Annotated in this window: 10 protein-coding genes and 1 tRNA gene; 8 read left to right on the plus strand and 3 right to left on the minus strand. The window is 41.9% G+C overall.

Annotated features, from left to right (window positions below; all coding sequences use genetic code 11):
- Positions 1-123 precede the first annotated feature (123 nt).
- From Rain11_RS06120 to Rain11_RS06130, 3 genes are all read left to right on the plus strand, one after another.
- Entirely contained in the window at positions 124-6,855 is a 6,732-nt protein-coding gene (locus Rain11_RS06120) for an Ig-like domain-containing protein (protein WP_101358467.1), read from the plus strand.
- 68 nt (positions 6,856-6,923) lie between these two features.
- Positions 6,924-7,856, plus strand: a complete 933-nt coding sequence (locus tag Rain11_RS06125) for a PorP/SprF family type IX secretion system membrane protein (RefSeq protein WP_101358468.1) — start codon at positions 6,924-6,926, stop codon at positions 7,854-7,856.
- 50 nt (positions 7,857-7,906) lie between these two features.
- Positions 7,907-10,153, plus strand: coding sequence for an OmpA family protein (locus tag Rain11_RS06130; protein ID WP_165778086.1), 2,247 nt, complete (start codon positions 7,907-7,909; stop codon positions 10,151-10,153).
- 29 nt (positions 10,154-10,182) lie between these two features.
- Here Rain11_RS06130 and Rain11_RS06135 read toward each other — a convergent pair whose 3' ends face one another.
- Positions 10,183-10,941 carry an SDR family oxidoreductase gene (locus tag Rain11_RS06135; protein WP_101358470.1) on the minus strand — a complete coding sequence of 253 codons (759 nt, stop codon included), beginning with the start codon at positions 10,939-10,941 and terminating at the stop codon, positions 10,183-10,185.
- Between the two features lie 151 nt (positions 10,942-11,092).
- Between Rain11_RS06135 and Rain11_RS06140 the strand changes: the two genes are divergently transcribed.
- Complete coding sequence (locus Rain11_RS06140) at positions 11,093-12,616, plus strand: GH3 auxin-responsive promoter family protein (RefSeq protein ID WP_101358505.1); 1,524 nt, start codon at positions 11,093-11,095, stop codon at positions 12,614-12,616.
- On the opposite strand, the gene Rain11_RS06145 is transcribed toward Rain11_RS06140, so the two are convergent.
- Positions 12,613-13,590: an SDR family oxidoreductase gene (locus Rain11_RS06145; RefSeq protein WP_101358471.1), complete on the minus strand. Its 978-nt coding sequence runs from the start codon at positions 13,588-13,590 to the stop codon at positions 12,613-12,615. The genes Rain11_RS06140 and Rain11_RS06145 overlap by 4 nt on opposite strands.
- Positions 13,591-13,715: 125 nt before the next feature.
- On the opposite strand from Rain11_RS06145, the gene Rain11_RS06150 reads away from it, so the two are divergent.
- Positions 13,716-13,788 (plus strand) — tRNA-Met (locus Rain11_RS06150).
- Positions 13,789-13,903: 115 nt separating this feature from the next.
- Here Rain11_RS06150 and Rain11_RS06155 read toward each other — a convergent pair.
- A complete protein-coding gene (locus Rain11_RS06155) occupies positions 13,904-15,112 on the minus strand; it encodes an acetyl-CoA C-acetyltransferase (RefSeq protein ID WP_101358472.1) in 1,209 nt (402 codons plus the stop codon).
- A 205-nt stretch (positions 15,113-15,317) separates the two neighbouring features.
- On the opposite strand from Rain11_RS06155, the gene Rain11_RS06160 reads away from it, so the two are divergent.
- From Rain11_RS06160 to Rain11_RS06170, 3 genes are all read left to right on the plus strand, one after another.
- A complete protein-coding gene (locus tag Rain11_RS06160; RefSeq protein ID WP_101358473.1) occupies positions 15,318-16,049 on the plus strand; it encodes a type III pantothenate kinase in 732 nt (243 codons plus the stop codon).
- Between the two features lie 141 nt (positions 16,050-16,190).
- On the plus strand, positions 16,191-17,420 hold the full coding sequence (locus Rain11_RS06165) for a hypothetical protein (protein ID WP_207764427.1): 1,230 nt from the start codon (positions 16,191-16,193) through the stop codon (positions 17,418-17,420).
- Between the two features lie 57 nt (positions 17,421-17,477).
- A complete protein-coding gene (locus tag Rain11_RS06170) occupies positions 17,478-18,389 on the plus strand; it encodes a Ppx/GppA phosphatase family protein (RefSeq protein WP_101358475.1) in 912 nt (303 codons plus the stop codon).
- The last annotated feature ends 94 nt before the right edge of the window (positions 18,390-18,483 follow it).

Raw genomic sequence — 18,483 nt, forward strand, 5'->3', positions numbered from 1 at the left:
ATTTTTGGAAAGTTTCATAGCTTTTTTTAGAGTTTTCGCCGAGTATTTGTAGCATTTCGCCGAAAACACAAAATTGGATTATAGACTCTTTCTTATTTTTACAACATCAAAAACTGCTTTTTTATGTTATCAAAAATTACCTACAAAAAGTTGTTTGGTTTTAGGCAAGGTACTGGCTTAACTCCAAACATTTTAGGGTTCGGCACAATATTATTACTATTGTACTGGCTGAACGTAACAAGTAGCTATGCCCAAGCAGGCAAAGATGGAGCACTAACGGTAACTACTGCCAACACGGTGCTCAACCGTTACACGCGTGTAACTACTGATGTTACGGCTGGCTCCAATGTAATCACGGTTGTCAATATCAATGACTTGAACCGAGATGGCATAGGGTATCTACCTGCGGGTTTTGTAACCAATAGCTCGGTATATGCCAACAATGCACTTTCCCCTGGCGATTTGATAATCATTTATCAAGCCCAAGGGGCAATTATCAACTCCACCAACACCATCAATTACGGACAAGTTACGAACTACAATGGAGCAGGTACGTATGAATTTGCCCAAGTAGCCAGTGTTTCGGGAAATAACATCACCTTGGCTTGTAGAACAAAATACAGTTATTTTGCGGCACGTTATGTGCAGGTGATACGTGTGCCTCAATACACTACACTTACCGTAAATGCAGGGGCAAGTGTGGTAGCTGTTCCTTGGGGGGCACCCTCGTTTGGTGGAGCAGACCCTTCTGCTCTTGAACGCCGCAGAGGCGGTTTTATGGTTGTTCATGCTACTAATATTGTAAATAACGGAACTATCCACGCCAACGCAGCAGGTTTTAGAGGTGGTACAATAGACCCTAACACATCTCCAACAGGAAATAACTTCTCAATTGCTTTTGTAACTAATAGCTCTAATGAATCTGCTGAAAAAGGAGAAAGTATAGCTGGCTATAGAGATGATTACGATAATTTGTATAATGGTAGATACGGCAGAGGAGCACCAGCAAATGGCGGAGGCGGCGGTAATGGACACAACGCCGGTGGAGGTGGGGGTGCCAATGGTGGAAACCCCGCAGGCTGGTTCAGAGGAGCAGGGGTAATGAATAGTTTTGGAACTTGTGGTAATCCCGGTGCTTGGGCTTTGGACCCAGATTATATCGCTAACGGAAACGCTCTAACCAACTCACAAGGTGGTGGCAGAGGGGGGTATTCTTTTGGAAGTTCGAATCAAAATGCTTGTACACTTGGTCCTTCATACCCCGCTAATTTTATTGCACCGGGCATCCCTGCTGCTGATGTGCAAAATACTGCTTGGGGAGGTGATAATAGAGATGCTGTCGGAGGACTTGGCGGAAGACCTATTGTATCTGCTAACTTTCAAAATCAAATTTTCTTCGGCGGCGGTGGCGGTGCGGGTGATGGAAACAATGGTGCCAACGCAGATGGTGGAGATGGCGGTGGTATTGTATTTTTAATTGCAACAGGAAATATTACGGGAAGCGGTACCATCAGTGCAAATGGTGAAAATGGATTTAATACCATCAGCGGACACAACGATGCTCCAGGTGGTGGCGGCGGTGGTGGTACTGTAGCTATTCAAGCTACATCAATTGCTAATACGATAAATATTAGAGCCAATGGCGGAAATGGTGGAAATCAGCTAATCACAAATAATGAGTCTGAAGGTCCTGGTGGTGGCGGAGGAGGAGGAGTAATAGTTATCAATGCAACTACCGATGGCTCAACCAAGCAAGTAAATGGTGGACAAAACGGAACAACCACTTCAGCTGCGGTTACAGAATTTACCGCCAACGGTGCTACCAGTGGTAATAGTGGGACCATTAGCTCTGTATCAGTTTCTTTATTCAGCATAGTTTGTACTTCAAACTTAGGTATCAACAAAGCAATCAGTAATAGCTCGCCTAATGTAGGTACAAACGTTACTTTTACCCTAACAGCAAGCAATGCAGGTCCAGACCCTGCTACCAATGTTGTAGTAAATGATTTACTACCTGCTGGATATACTTTCGTTTCAGCTACCCCTTCGCAGGGTACTTATAATAACGTAACAGGTGTTTGGAATGTAGGAAGTTTGGGCATTGGAGGAAGTGCTACCCTTACTATTGTAGCTACGGTCAATGCGAGTGGTCCTTATACAAATACAGCAACGATTTCTACTCCCGACCAAAACGACCCGAACACTTCAAACAATACTTCCTCCGTTACACCTACACCTGTACCCCAAACAAACTTGGGCGTAACCAAGACAGCAAGCAATATGACCCCACCTGTGGGTTCTAACATCACCTTCACAATCACGGCAAACAATGCTGGTCCAAGCAATGCCACTGGCGTAGTGGTGAATGATGTTCTGCCTTCAGGTTATACCTTCGTATCAGCAACAACTTCACAAGGTACTTACAACAACGTTTCAGGGGTTTGGAGCGTTGGTGCATTGGCGAATGGTGCATCTGCTACCCTGACTATTACTGTTACCGTCAACGCAAGCGGTTCTTATGCGAACACCGCAACCATAACTGGCGACCAAGCCGACCCAGTAGCAGGAAATAATAGCTCAACAGCTACACCTACGCCTGTGCCTCAAACGAATTTGGGCGTAACCAAGACGGCAAGCAATATGACGCCACCTGTGGGTTCTAACATCACCTTCACAATCACGGCAAACAATGCTGGTCCAAGCAATGCCACTGGCGTAGTGGTGAATGATGTTCTGCCTTCAGGTTATACCTTTGTATCAGCAACAGCTTCACAAGGTACTTACAACAACGTTTCAGGGGTTTGGAGTATCGGAGCACTGGCGAATGGTGCATCAGCTACTCTGACAATTACAGTTACCGTGAACGCAAGCGGTTCTTATACGAACACCGCAACCATATCTGGCGACCAAGCCGACCCAGTAGCAGGAAATAATAGTTCAACAGCTACACCTACACCTGTAAATGTTGCTCCTGATGCGGTGAATGATAATTACACAATGGCTCAAAATGGAAATTTGAGTAATTCTGTTGCTACTAATGATATTTTACAAGCAGGGGGAAATCCTCACACTTTCACACTTGTGAGTGGTGGTAGTGCTGCGGCAAATGGTACTTTAACTTTTAACCCTGATGGCACATTTACTTATGTTCCTAACACTGGTTTTAGTGGCACTGTTTCATTTACTTATCAGGTTTGTAACGGAGTAACACCTATAAACCAATGCGATACAGCAGTAGCGACGATAGTCGTGTTGCCTCCTCCTGTGGCGGTGAATGATAATGCGGTAACGCCTATCAATACGCCTGTGAGCGGTAATTTGAGCACAAATGATAACCTACCTTCGGGAGGAACATACACTTATACGATAGCTACGCCACCCAACCCAGCACAAGGCACTGTAACTATCAATCCTGATGGTACTTATACCTTCACGCCTGCAACAGGATTTACTGGAACAGCAACTTTTACCTACCAAGTATGTAACCAGTTGGGGCAGTGTAGCACGGCAACGGTGAGCGTATTGGTATTGCCACCACCAGTAGCGGTAAATGACACGGCAAATACGCCTATCAATACCCCTGTGAATGGAAATGCGAGCACGAATGACAACTTGCCGTCAGGTGGTACTTACACCTACACAGTAACTACCCCACCTGCCAATGGTAGTGTTACGATGAACCCCGATGGCACTTATACCTACACGCCTAACACTGGATTTACTGGCACCGATGTATTTACCTATCAAGTATGTAACCAAGTAGGGCAGTGTAGTACCGCAACCGTAACTATCAATGTAGTTCCTGCACCAGTAGCCAATGATGATTCTTACACAATGCCACAGAACGGCAGTTTGAGCAACTCAGTCGTGGGCAATGATGTATTACCAGCATCAGGCAATCCTCATACCTTTAGCTTGGTGAGTGGTGGCAGTGCAGCAGCTAACGGCACACTTACCTTTAACCCTGACGGCACATTTACCTATGTACCTAACACAGGTTTTAGTGGTACAGTGTCATTTACGTATCAAGTCTGCAACAGCCTTATACCTGCTCAATGCGATACAGCAGTAGCGACGATAGTCGTGTTACCTCCTCCTGTGGCGGTGAATGATAATGCGGTAACGCCTATCAATACGCCTGTGAGCGGTAATTTGAGCACAAATGATAACCTACCTTCGGGAGGAACATACACTTATACGATTGCTACGCCACCCAACCCAGCACAAGGCACTGTAACTATCAACCCTGATGGCACTTATACCTTCACGCCTGCAACAGGATTTACTGGAACAGCAACTTTTACCTACCAAGTATGCAACCAGTTAGGGCAGTGTAGCACCGCAACCGTGAGTGTATTAGTATTGCCTCCACCAGTAGCGGTAAATGATACGGCAAATACGCCTATCAATACCCCTGTGAATGGAAATGCGAGCACGAATGACAACTTGCCGTCAGGTGGTACTTACACCTACACAGTAACTACCCCACCTGCCAATGGTAGTGTTACAATGAACCCCGATGGCACTTATACCTACACGCCTAACACTGGATTTACTGGCACTGATGTATTTACCTATCAAGTATGTAACCAAGTAGGGCAGTGTAGTACCGCAACCGTAACTATCAATGTAGTTCCTGCACCAGTAGCCAATGATGATTCTTACACAATGCCACAGAACGGCAGTTTGAGCAACTCAGTCGTGGGCAATGATGTATTACCAGCATCAGGCAATCCTCATACCTTTAGCTTGGTGAGTGGTGGCAGTGCAGCAGCTAACGGCACACTTACCTTTAACCCTGACGGCACATTTACCTATGTACCTAACACAGGTTTTAGTGGTACAGTGTCATTTACGTATCAAGTCTGCAACAGCCTTATACCTGCTCAATGCGATACAGCAGTAGCGACGATAGTCGTGTTGCCTCCTCCTGTGGCTGTAAATGATAGTGCAGTAACACCTATCAATACCCCTGTAAATGGTAATTTGAGCTCTAACGACAACTTACCCGCAGGCGGAACTTACACTTACACAGTAGCAACCCCACCCAATCCTGCACAAGGCACTGTAACTATCAATCCTGATGGTACTTATACCTTCACGCCTGCAACAGGATTTACTGGAACAGCGAGTTTTACCTACCAAGTATGCAACCAGTTAGGGCAGTGTAGCACCGCAACCGTGAGTGTATTAGTATTGCCTCCACCAGTAGCGGTAAATGATACGGCAAATACGCCTATCAATACCCCTGTAAATGGAAATGCGAGCACGAATGACAACTTGCCGTCAGGTGGTACTTACACCTACACGGTAACGACGCCACCTGCCAATGGTAGTGTTACGATGAACCCCGATGGCACTTATACCTACACGCCTAACACTGGATTTACTGGCACTGATGTATTTACCTATCAAGTATGTAACCAAGTAGGGCAATGTAGTACGGCAACCGTAACTATTACAGTTCCAGCGAACCCTGTGGCTGTGAATGACAATTACACAACACCTATCAACACTCCTGTTGGAGGTAATTTAGCGGCGAATGATTTATTGCCTACGGGCTTTACTTACACATTTAGCTTAGTAAACGGTGGCAGCGCAGCATCCAATGGTACTTTGGTAGTAAATCCTGATGGTACTTACAACTTTACTCCCAATACAGGTTTTAGTGGTGTGGTATCATTCACATACCAAGTATGTAATCAAGTAAATGTTTGTAGCACAGCTACAGTTACTATTACGATACTCGCTCCACCAGTAGCAAGCAATGATACCGCTGGTACGCAACCTAACACGCCAGTAAACGGCAATGTAAGCCCCAACGATAATTTACCAGCAGGTGGTACTTATACCTTTACGGTAACTACCCCACCTGCCAATGGTAACGTTACGATGAACCCTGACGGCTCTTATACCTACACTCCAAATCCCGGCTTTGTAGGCACTGATACCTTCACCTATACAGTGTGCAACCAATTAGGTCAGTGTAGTACGGCAACGGTTACTATCACGGTGGGTCAGCCTCCTTTGGCAGTAAATGATGAATACAACACAGGTGCAGGTATTCCTGTTAGCGGCAATGTAGGTACAAATGACCAAAACCCAAGTGGTGGAACAACTACCTTTAATCTTGTAAGCGGTGGAACTGCTACGCAAAATGGTACTTTGGTCTTCAATCCTAATGGAATATTTACCTTCACCCCTAACCCAGGGTTTAGTGGTACGGTTACATTCACTTACGAAATCTGTAACCCTGTGGGTTGCTCACAAGCAACAGTAACTATCAATGTAGCTCCACCCGTGCAAGCCGTTGATGATAATTACACCACAACACCCAACAACCCTGTAAGTGGTAATTTGGGAACAAATGATGTAGTACCCGCAGGGCAAGCCCCTACATTTAGTTTAGTAAATGGTGGAACTGCTACGCAAAATGGTACGCTTGTGGTAAATCCTGATGGTTCATTTACCTTCACACCCAACCCAGGATTTGTAGGAACAGTAACTTTCACTTACCAAGTTTGTAACCAGTTTGGGCAATGTAGTACAGCAACAGTTACTATTGTAATTGAAGACCCTGTGGTACAAATTCCCGAAGGTTTCTCGCCTAACAACGATGGCATCAACGACAACTTTGTTATCAAGGGCAGAAACGGCAGACCTGTGGTACTTAGAATTTACAACCGATGGGGTAATTTGGTATATGAAAACCTCAATTACCAAGATGATTGGAACGGAACATCTAACATAGGTATCCGTATTGGCGAGCAACTCCCTGACGGCACTTACTTCTACACCGCCGAATTCAAAGACACAGGCGAACGTTACGCTCGTTACCTTACTATTCAAAGATAAAAAATACCTAACCCCTGCTCTCTACCTAATGAGAGCAGGGCTAAAAAGGAATATAAAAGAATACTTTTATGAAAAACCTCCGAATTCTTTCTGCAAGTGTGTATGTGCTTTTAGGCTTAAAAGCACAAGCCCAACAAGATGCGATGTTTTCGCAATATATGTTCAACCCCATCGCAGTAAATCCTGCTTATGTAGGTAGCAATGAAGTTCTTACCTTTACAGGATTATTCCGCAAACAATGGGTAGGTATAGAGGGAGCCCCTACCACAGCAACTCTTTCAGTAGATGCTCCTTTACGCAACGAAACTATGGGGTTAGGGCTTAATGTAGTAGGCGACCAAATTGGGATATTCAAAACGTTGGGAATTTATGCTTCTTACTCATACCGAATTAAACTCAATGAAAGTTCTCGTTTGGCATTTGGTTTGCAGGTAGGTGGCAGCCAGTTTGTTGCAGACTTTGGAAGTGTGAATACCATAAATAATGACCCTACTTTTCAAGGTGCAGGAATGTTCAGTAAGTTTTTGCCCAATGTAGGTACAGGAGTGTGGTACAATACTGAAAGACTCTTTGTAGGGGTTTCTGTACCTCATCTTATCAACAATGCTCAATCAGGCGATGCCGCTTTCTTGAACGATACCGATGGGGCAAGACAATACCGACACTATTTCGTAATGGCTGGTTATGCCTTTGATTTAAGCGAAGATTGGCAACTAAAACCCTCCTTGCTTTTCAAAGGCGTTCAAGCCGCTCCTTTGCAGTTAGACATCAATGCAACACTATGGTATTTGGATAAATTCGGTGCAGGACTTTCTTGGCGTTCGTTTAGTTCTGCTAATATTTTGCTGGGCTATAAAATCAATGAACAACTTTCAGCAGGATACGCCTACGATTTTTCTACAACCGATTTGCGTAGATACAATACAGGTAGCCACGAGCTAATGCTTCGCTATCAACTCAGAACCAGTAAAACGCGAATTATTACTCCCCGATTTTTCTGATGTTTAAGCACTTAAAAGAGGGTCTATCACAAAAATTAAAAGTTTTTGTTATGAAAAAAATCACATTCCTTGCGATATTTCTCTTGCCCGCTCTACTCTGTGGGCAAGGGATAAAAAAGAAAATGGCAGATAAAAATTTTACCAATTTTCATTATGCCGAAGCCATTAAGTATTACGAAAGTATTTTAGCTAAAAATCCTGATGATACTGATTCGGAGGAGAAACTTGCCGAATGTTATAGGCAAAATAATGATAACAAAAATGCTGAAAAGTGGCTTGCCAAAGTCTTGCAAAGACCTACGGCAAAATCCATTCACAAGCTATACTATGCCGAGGCTCTTGCCAGCGAAGGTAAATACGAAGAGGCAAAAAAATGGTACAACGTGTATAATGAAGATAGCCGAGGGCAAAGATTTGTAGATTTTTACAACAACGAAATGCCCTCGCTTTTAGCAAACAACAAAGATTACACCATAGAGCCTGCCCCATTCAACTCCTCCAATGGCTCTGATTTTAGCCCTGCTTTTTTAGGCGATAAAATCGTATTCTGCTCCAATCGCCACCCTTCAAGCAATGGCTGGCGAAAAGATGAATTTAAGTGGAATAAATCTTCTTTTTTGGATTTGTATGTTACCAATCCTGACGGCAGTGGCATTGAAATTTTCAACAAAAAAATCAATACTCGCTATCACGAAGGTCCTGTTGTGTTCTATGACAATGGCAATAAGGTTATTTTTACCCGCAACAACTATCACGAAGGAAAGTATAAAGAAAGCTCTGATGGAATCAATAAGCTCAAACTTTTCTTTGCCGAAAAATTGCCCGATGGCTCTTGGGGGAATATTACTCCTTTTGCTTACAACAGCGATGAGTACAGCGTAGGACACCCCACTCTTTCCCCTGACGGACAGACACTCTATTTCGCTTCCGATATGCCCGGCGGTTTAGGCGAAACCGATTTGTATATGTGTAAATGGGAAAATGGTGCTTGGGGCAAGCCTATCAATTTGGGTAAGGAAATCAACACCGAAGGCAAAGAAGAGTTCCCTTTTATGGATAGCAAAGGTAATTTATTTTTTGCTTCCACAGGACACGGCGGTTTTGGTGGTTTAGATATTTTCTTTGCTGAAAACCTCAAAGGCAAATTCGTAAAACCTGAAAATGTAGGCGTTCCACTCAACTCTTCGCAAGATGATTTCGGAATTATTGTAGATGCCACAGGCAGAGCAGGCTATCTATCCTCTGATAGAGCTAATGCCAATGCCCAAGATGATATCTACAAATTCTCGGGCAAACCTTTTGGCAACTACATCACACTGAAAGCCATTACGCTTAACGCCGAAACCAAAAAGCCTATTCCAGCTACCAGTGTGAATATTTCGCTTCAAGAAGTAGTTACAAGTAGCCTTTCTGGCGAAGATGGCATTGTAGAAGGTACGTTTCATAAGAAAAAAACCTACAAAATAGTAGCCCAAAAAGAAGGTTTTGAACCTGTAACGCTCATACTTACACCGCAAGAATTGCAAAAATATCAGGAAGGTGATATGATTGAAATTCCACTGATACCCATACCTCAAAATATACCTGTGGTGATTATTCTTGATGAAGAAACTCGCCAGCCTGTGCCTTCACATCTGCTCATCACCGACAAAAACAAGAAAAGCGTTTTTGATAAACAAGAAGTAAGCAAAACCACCGTTGAAAACATTGGCACAGGTAAGTTTGACCTGCACGTTACTGCCAAAGGCTACTTTTTCAAGAACGATACGATGAGTATTATTGACAACAAAAAGAAAGTTGAAAAAATTGTGCTTCTCAAACGCCTCAAAAAGAATATGGTTTTGATAGTAAATAATATCAACTTCGAGTTCAATTCAGATAAGCTCACCAAACAATCTGAAAAAGAAGTAGAATACATCTATCAGCTAATGGCTGAAAATCCTTCCCTCAAAATTGGTATTTATGCTCATACAGATGCCGTAGGTCCCGACCACCGCAACCTTGACCTTTCAAATCGCCGTGCCAAATCCGTTTATACATACATCAACAAACGGGGTATCCCTATGGAACGTATGACTTGGAAAGGTTTTGGTGAGAGCAAACCTATTGCTACCAACAATACCAAAGAAGGCAGAGCTAAAAACAGACGCGTAGAGTTTGAAGTGCTTGAAGTAGAAGGAGTTGAAATCAAAGACCGATACGACCCTAACAAGCAACACAAAGACGAAAAATTTGACGAGAAAAAGGCTCTGGAAGAAGAAAAAAACAAACAAAAGCCGAAACAAAATAAACCCTAATAAATCTAAAAAACCTGTTCGCTTTGCGTTCAGGTTTTTTTCTTAACAATGGTTGCCGAAGCCTGTGCTGTTGGGAAAATGACTATATCAGCAATTTGTACGTGAGCAGGTGCCGCAACCGCATACCAAATTGCATCAGCAATATCTTGGGCTGAAAGCGGCTGGTAGCCTTCATACACCTTTTTAGCTCTCTGTGCATCTCCTTTGAAGCGTACTAACGAGAACTCTGTTTCTACGAGTCCTGGGGCTATTTGCGTAACTCTTATACCATACGGATTCAAGTCTATACGCATACCTTTCGTAAGACTATCTACCGCCGCCTTGGAGGCACAATATACGTTCCCATTGGGATAGGCTTCTTTGCCCGCAATAGAACCAATATTGACAATATGACCCGTTTCTCGCTCTACCATTTGTGGCAAAATACACTGCGTTACATAAAGCAACCCTTTGAGGTTTATATCAATCATCGCTTCCCAATCACTCAATCTGCCCGCCTGAATAGGCTCTAATCCGTGGGCGTTCCCCGCATTATTCACCAAAATATCTATACTTTTCCATTCATTTGGCAAAGAATTAAGACTTTCGGCAACTTCTTTCTGCTGGCTTACATCAAAGGAAAGGGTATAAACCTCTGTAATTTTAGAAAGCTCTGCTTCTAATTCTTTCAAGCGTTCTTTTCTTCTGCCACAAATAATCACTCGCAAGCCCTTTTGAGCAAAAAGCCGAGCTGTAGCTTCCCCTATCCCCGAAGTTGCTCCTGTAACGAGTGCAATTTTTCCTATCATAGCTTTTAGTTTTAGCAAGGTGCAAATAAGCAAATTTTTCAAATTGTGGCAAAGTAAAATTTGACTTTACAAGCAAAAAGCTATAATTTTGCAGTTATTATTTCAAAAATTGCTCCTACTTTCTGTATTTTTTCCTGATTTTGTATTTCGTATGAATGGGTTAGTACGTTTGGCATTACCACTGATAAAAAAAATCTTGCATTTTCCTTATCGCCGCATTAAGCATTTTATGCAAAACGCCGCCGAAGTGCAAGAAAGACAATTCTTTTACCTGATTAACAAAGCCAAATCTACCGAATGGGGTAAAAAATATGACTACGCTTCTATTCGCAATATTGAACAATTTACCCAAAGAGTACCTGTATCCGCTTACGAAGAAATTGCCCCTTACATTATGCGAATGATGAAAGGAGAGCAAAATATTCTTTGGAACTCCCCTATTCATTGGTTTGCCAAATCATCAGGAACAACTAACGCAAGAAGTAAGTTTATTCCTGTTTCGCGAGAATCACTTATAAAATGCCATTTTCAGGGTGGTAAAGATTTAATTGCCTTGTATTTAGAGAATAACCCCCAAACAAAATTTGCTCTTGGAAAAGGTTTAGGTATTGGCGGTACATTCCAAGAAAGTATTGAAACCAAAGGAGTTTTTTATGGTGATGTTTCTGCGGTTGTTACCCAACAACTCCCCGCTTGGGCTCAAAAATTACGAGTTCCCAGCTTAGAGGTTGCTATGCTTGCTAAATGGGAGGAAAAAATTGAGCGAATGGCACAAGAAACTATGCACCAAAACATTACAAGTCTTTTGGGCGTGCCTACGTGGATGGTAGTGCTTTTGCAAAGAATTTTAGAAATTACAGGCAAAAAAAATATTCACGAAGTTTGGGAAAATCTGGAAGTCTTTTTTCACGGGGCAGTGGCTTTTCAACCTTACAGAACACTTTTCAACCAAATTGCCCCCAATCTCAAATATATGGAAGTCTATAATGCTTCCGAAGGCTTTTTTGGCTTGCAAGACGATATGAGCCGCGATGATATGCTTCTGATGCTGGACTATGGTATTTTTTATGAATTTGTTCCTATTGATGAGTGGGATAAGCCCTTTCCCAAAACGCTAACCATTTCGGAGGTAGAACCCGATACCAATTATGCTATGGTTATTTCTACCAATGGTGGTTTATGGCGTTATAGAATTGGTGATACCGTGAAATTCACTTCGCTCAATCCGTATCGTATCAAGATTACAGGCAGAACCAAACATTTCATCAACGCTTTTGGCGAGGAGCTGATGGTAGAAAATGCAGATATAGCCATCGCCAAAGCCTGTGAATACACACACGCTACCATTGTAGATTTCACTGCTTGCCCTATTTACATAGGTGATGGCAGTAAAGGCGGACACGAGTGGCTTATAGAATTTGAACAACAACCCACTGATTTGAACTTCTTTGTAGAAATTTTAGATAAAACCCTCCGAGAAGTCAATTCCGATTATGATGCCAAACGCTATCAGGATTTAGCCCTGCAAAAACCTGTTGTGCATAGTTTGCCTACGGGTACTTTTTACGAGTGGCTCAAACGTAAAGGCAGATTGGGTGGGCAATACAAAGTTCCACGTCTTTCTAATAGCAGGGAAATTGTTGAAGATATTCTCAAAATTGTAGCCACAGCTTAAAGATTTTCCCTGAACCACTCAGCCGTAAGTTTTAAGCCTTCTTTGGCAAAAATAGTAGGCTTGTATCCCAAGAATTTCTGAGCATCAGAAATATCGGCAAGGCTATCACGAATATCACCTTTGCGTGATTCGGTAAATTGAGGTTCAATATCCACCTTAAAAAAATCTCGCAAAATTTCAAAAATTTCAAGCACCGAAAGTTGCTCACCACAAGCAATATTATACACACGATTCACAGCTTCGGGATTTTCTACAAACATTGCCCTAATATTAGCTTGTACGGCATTTTCTACAAAAGTAAAATCACGTGTTTGCTTACCATCGCCGTGTATGATAGGAGATTTTTGGGACTGCAAGGCTTTCATAAAAAGTGGTATCACCGCCGCATAAGCCCCTTCGGGACTTTGATTATAGCCAAAAACATTAAAATAGCGTAAGCCTATGCTTTCAGTGCCATATACACGTGCAAATACTTCTGCGTATTGCTCATTGATAGATTTGGTAAGGGCATAAGGCGAAAGTGGCTTGCCTATTTGGTGTTCTTTTTTAGGTAAAATGGGACTATCGCCATATACTGAAGAAGAAGAAGCATACACCAAGCGTTTTACTTTATTTTCTTTACAAGCCCAAAGAATATTCAGAAATCCCGTAACATTGGCTTCGTGGCTTGCTAGTGGGTTCTGAATACTACGAGGCACCGAACCCAAAGCGGCTTGATGAAACACATAATCAATCCCTTCGCAAGCACGCAAACACATCTCTACCGACGCTATATCCCCTTGAATAAACTCTACATTCGGAAGGCTAAGGAAAGGCTCTATATTTTTTAGATAACCCGTAGATAGGTTATCCAAAATTCTAATTTTTTTCGCCTGATTATCAATCAAATAGGCAACAATATTGGAGCCTATAAAACCTGCACCGCCTGTAACTAAAAAGTTGAAACGACTTATATCTTGGCTTTGATACTGCATAAAAATTAACTTCAAGGTCTTGCAAAGGTATATTTTTGTGATATGCTTTGCAAAAAAATAAAAATTTTCACAAAAAAGTTTGCAAAGTATATTTTTATTCGTACCTTTGCACTCGCAAATTACATCGCGGGGTAGAGCAGTTGGTAGCTCGTCGGGCTCATAACCCGAAGGTCGCAGGTTCGAGTCCTGCCTCCGCTACAAAGAAAGAGTGAGGCTGTCTTTTTCAGACAGCCTTTGCTTTTTTATTCTTTTCGCCCCTACAAAATTTAATGATTATTTAGGGGCTTTTGTCAGGAAAGTTCAAATTCCGAGCTTACACCCTTTCAATAATTGTTGCAATTCCCATACCGCCACCAACGCAGAGTGTTGCAAGTCCTGTTTGTAAATTTCTTCGCTCTAATTCATCTAACAATGTTCCTAAAATTACTGAACCTGTTGCTCCCAAGGGGTGCCCCATAGCGATAGCACCGCCATTCACATTTATTTTGTCGTGAGAGATGCCAAGCATATCCATAAAATACAATGGCACAACCGCAAAGGCTTCATTTACTTCATAAAGGTCAATATCATTGGCTTGCATACCCTGCTTTTTAAGAAGTTTCTGCACCGCAGGCACAGGTCCTGTGAGCATAATGGTAGGTTCGGAGCCAATGATAGTAAAAGCCTTCACTTTTGCTCTCGGCTTCAAGCCTGTTTTTTCGCCAAATTCTTTGCTACCCAAAAGCGTAACAGAAGCCCCATCTACAATACCCGAGCTGTTTCCTGCGTGATGTAAATGTTCTATGCGTTCTACTTCGGGATAACGCAACTGAGCCAAGCCGTCCAAACCACCCATCTGCCCCATCATAGCAAAAGAAGGAGGAAGTTTGGCAAGAGTTTCCAAAGTAGTATCAGGGCGAATGGTTTCGTCTTTATCTAAAATCACAAAACCTGCTTGGTCTTTGACAGGTACAATAGATTTCTTGAAATATCCTTCACTTTGAGCTTTGTAAGCTCTTTGATGAGAATGTACCGCATAAGTATCCAAGTCAGTACGAGAGTAGCCATATTTGGTAGCAATTAAATCCGCAGAAATGCCTTGTGGAACAATTTTATGCTTGGCAATAATGGCAGGACTGGTAAATAATGCTCCCCCATCAGACCCCATCGGTATTCTTGACATAGACTCTACCCCTCCTGCAATGATAGCCTCTATTTGCCCCGACATAATGTATGCCGCCGCCATATTGATAGCCTCCAAACCTGAAGAGCAAAACCGATTGATTTGCACCCCTGCCGTCGTTTGGGCATAACCCGCTACCAATGCCGCTGTGCGGGCAATATCTGCCCCTTGTTCGCCAATAGGCGTAACACAACCCAAGATAATATCTTCAATCAGACTTGTATCTAATTGATTTTTTTCTCGCAATGTTTTTAGCAAGGTACTCACTAGTTCCACGGGTTGAATAGTATGCAAAGCCCCTTCGGCTTTACCTTTACCACGTGGTGTGCGAAGTGCATCATAAATATAAGCATCTGCCATAGAAGTAAATTTTAGGGTTGAAATGTTTTTTGCTTGCAAAATACAACTTTATCCGTAAAAAAATGTTTTCCTTATGCAAAATCTTTTAGACAAATTCTTGATTGTTTGGAATGATATTTGCTAATTTTGAGCCAAAAAATGAAAGATTTAAGTGAAAGGGTTCAAGTGCAGACACATCAAACCCCAAAATCAAATCAGACTTCCAATGAAAAATGTAGCCATAGATTTAGGAAATACACGCTCTAAAACAGCTCTTTTTGAGGATAATCGTCTGGTAGAAGGTCTGGAAACCACAGACCAAGATTTACTTTTGCGTACTATTGAAAGTTACAATGCCGATAATTTTATTGTTAGCTCTGTAAGGAAAGATACTGATTTACTCGCAGGAAAACTACCCAAAAAACCACTAATTTTTGATAATAATGTACCTGTACCTATTGAAAATTGCTACAAAAGCCCTCAAACGCTCGGTACTGATAGGCTTGCGGCGGCAATTGGGGCAAAGGCTCTTTTTCCCGATAAGCCCTGCCTTGTTATCGATCTAGGTACTTGCATAACCTACGACTTTGTAACTGCCGATAACAAATTTATGGGTGGAATGATTGCCCCCGGCGTAAAAATGCGGCTCAAAGCTATGCACGAATTTACCCAAAAATTACCTCTTGTAGAGTGGAAACCCGAACAAGAAGTGCCTATCACTGCTACTACTACTGAAGAAGCTATTCTGAGCGGTGCTGTAAATGGCGTAAAGGGCGAAATTCATAGCTTGCGTGAATACTATCAAATTTTACACCCCGATTTGCAAACTATTTTATGTGGTGGAGATAGTATTTATTTTGAAAATATCAAAAAAGCAGGTACTTTTGCAATCCCAAAACTTGTACTTTACGGATTAAACCAAATTTTGATGTACAATCTGCCTATGGCAAGCAATTAGTTCGTTTGAAGTTCAAAGTTCAGGGATTAAAGCCGCGAGCTTTCTCGTTGGGTTTCTTGAAACAATTTATATTGAATACAAAGTTAATCTATGAAAAATCATTCAATCAAGCTATTTCTTTTTACTATTTGCTTTTTGCTTATGCAAAAGCTTTTTTCTCAAAACTCTCCTCTTTCTGGTTTCGGCTTGGGTATGCTTACCCCCCAAGGTAATATAGCCCAGCAATCTATGGGCAGTGTAGGCGTAAGTACCAGCAACTCTTTTTGGGTAAATACCCTAAACCCTGCTCTCCTTGTTCGGAATGGAAGTGTAATTTTTGATGCAGGTTATAATTTCAAAATCCAGCAACTTCGCTCCGATAAAGCCCAACAAAGTTTTACTACGGGGAATTTCAATTATGCCACATTGGCTTTGCCTATTACCAAGAAATGGACGAGTGCCATTGGTTTGCAACCATACAGCTATTTAGAATACCTTACCGAAACTTCTGCAAAAGTAGAAAACTCCGATTTTTTTGCGTACTACACTTTCAAGGGCGAAGGCGGACTGAATAACTTTTTTTGGGCTAATGGTTTTATGCCTATCAAAAATTTGAGTTTAGGCGTAAAGATGTCTTATCTTTTTGGCAATCTCACACGCGAATCGGTTACAGAACTCATTGCTTCGGGGCAAAATAGCCGAATAGCTTTTCTCCAAAGAGATAATATCAACCAAATTACTTGGAATGTGGGTACTTCGTACCGCTACCCTTTGGAAAAAGACCGCAAGTTTTTGAATTTTGGGCTTACTTACGACCTCTCGGCACAAATGAAAACCAAGCGTTTTGAGGCTTTTGAAAAACGCGATTTCTTTGGTAATAACCTGATTGCTCCTTCTTTTGTAGATACACTTACCACTATAAAAGGTAAAACTTTCTTACCCGCTCGCTTGCGAGTAGGTGTTTCTTACGAAAAATTAAACCATTACACCATACACGCCGAAATGATTTCACAAAATTGGTCGCAGTTCAGGCGTTTTGATATACCCGATACACAACTGACTAATCGCCTTACTTTTGCCATTGGCGGCGAATGGACACCTGAATTCGGCTCTAATAAATTTTTGAACAGAAGTACCTATCGCATAGGTTTCAATCATACGCCACAAATCTTACAAATTGAAGGAAAAACACTTGCCGAAACCAACTTTTCTTTAGGTGGTTCTTTTGCTTTTTCAGGCGGGCAAGGCAAACTTACTTATCTACACTTGGGCATTATTGCAGGGCAAAGAGGCAACCTTTCTCGCAATGGCTTGCAAGAACGCTACATTGAAGCACGTTTAGGTGTTTCTTTGAGTGATGTACTTTGGTTTTATCGTCCTAAAATTGATTAAACCAATTTTTTCTTACAAACCTTTGCAATTTTTATTTTTGCCTCGTAAGTTTGCACAATGAAATTTGCCGCAATAGATATTGGCTCTAACGCCGCTCGTATGCAAATCAGCAGTGTGTTGTATCACGCTGAAAGCATTTCTTTCAAGAAAGTAGAATATGTCCGTTTTCCCTTACGTTTGGGCTTGGAAGTGTTCAGAAATAGAGAAATTAGCTCAGCTAAGGAAAAAGACATTCTGAAACTTTTGCAAGCCTATAAAATTCTAATGGAATTGCATCAGGTTGATGACTACCTTGCTCTGGCTACTTCGGCAATGCGTGAAGCTCGTAATGGAACTGAAATCGCCGAAAAAGTTAGAAAAGAACTTGACTTGCGTTTGCAGATTATTTCAGGAGACCAAGAAAGCGAAATCGTTAATAAAGGACTTTTGCGAGTTTTAGATGATAAAAACTATTTGCATATAGATGTGGGCGGTGGCAGTACAGAAGTTACGCTTTTTTCCCAAAAAAAAGTGTTAGCAAGTAAATCTTTTCCTGTGGGTTCGGTGAGGCTTTTGGAAAATGCCGTTTCAGCAAAAGACTGGCAAGAAATGCAAAATTGGGTAGAAAAGAATATTCGTGATGTAGTACCTAAAATTACAGCGGTAGGTATTGGTGGTAATATCAATAAAATTTGGGAACTTGCCCGAAAAAAATCTAAGTCGCTTACTATCAAAGAAATTGAAGAAGTTGTACAAAGGCTTTCTAAATATACTTTGGAAGAACTTATCAATGAATGGGAGCTAAATCCCGACCGAGCCGATGTAATTACACCTGCTTCTAATGTATATCTTTCGGTAATGAAATGGGCAAAAATCAAGGAAATTTTAGTTCCAGGATTGGGCTTGAAAGATGGCATTATGGAAATGCTTGCTGAAAAACACAAACTTGGTATCACAACTTATCAGAATATTAGCGTAGGAGAATGGTAATGAGTGAGATAGGAGACAAGAGACAAGAGACAGGAGACAGGAGACAGGAGACAAGAGACAGGAAATAGGAGATAAGAGATAAGGATTAGAAATT

Origin of the sequence: Raineya orbicola, from assembly GCF_002843425.1 — a bacterium.
GTDB classification, from domain to species: domain Bacteria; phylum Bacteroidota; class Bacteroidia; order Cytophagales; family Thermonemataceae; genus Raineya; species Raineya orbicola.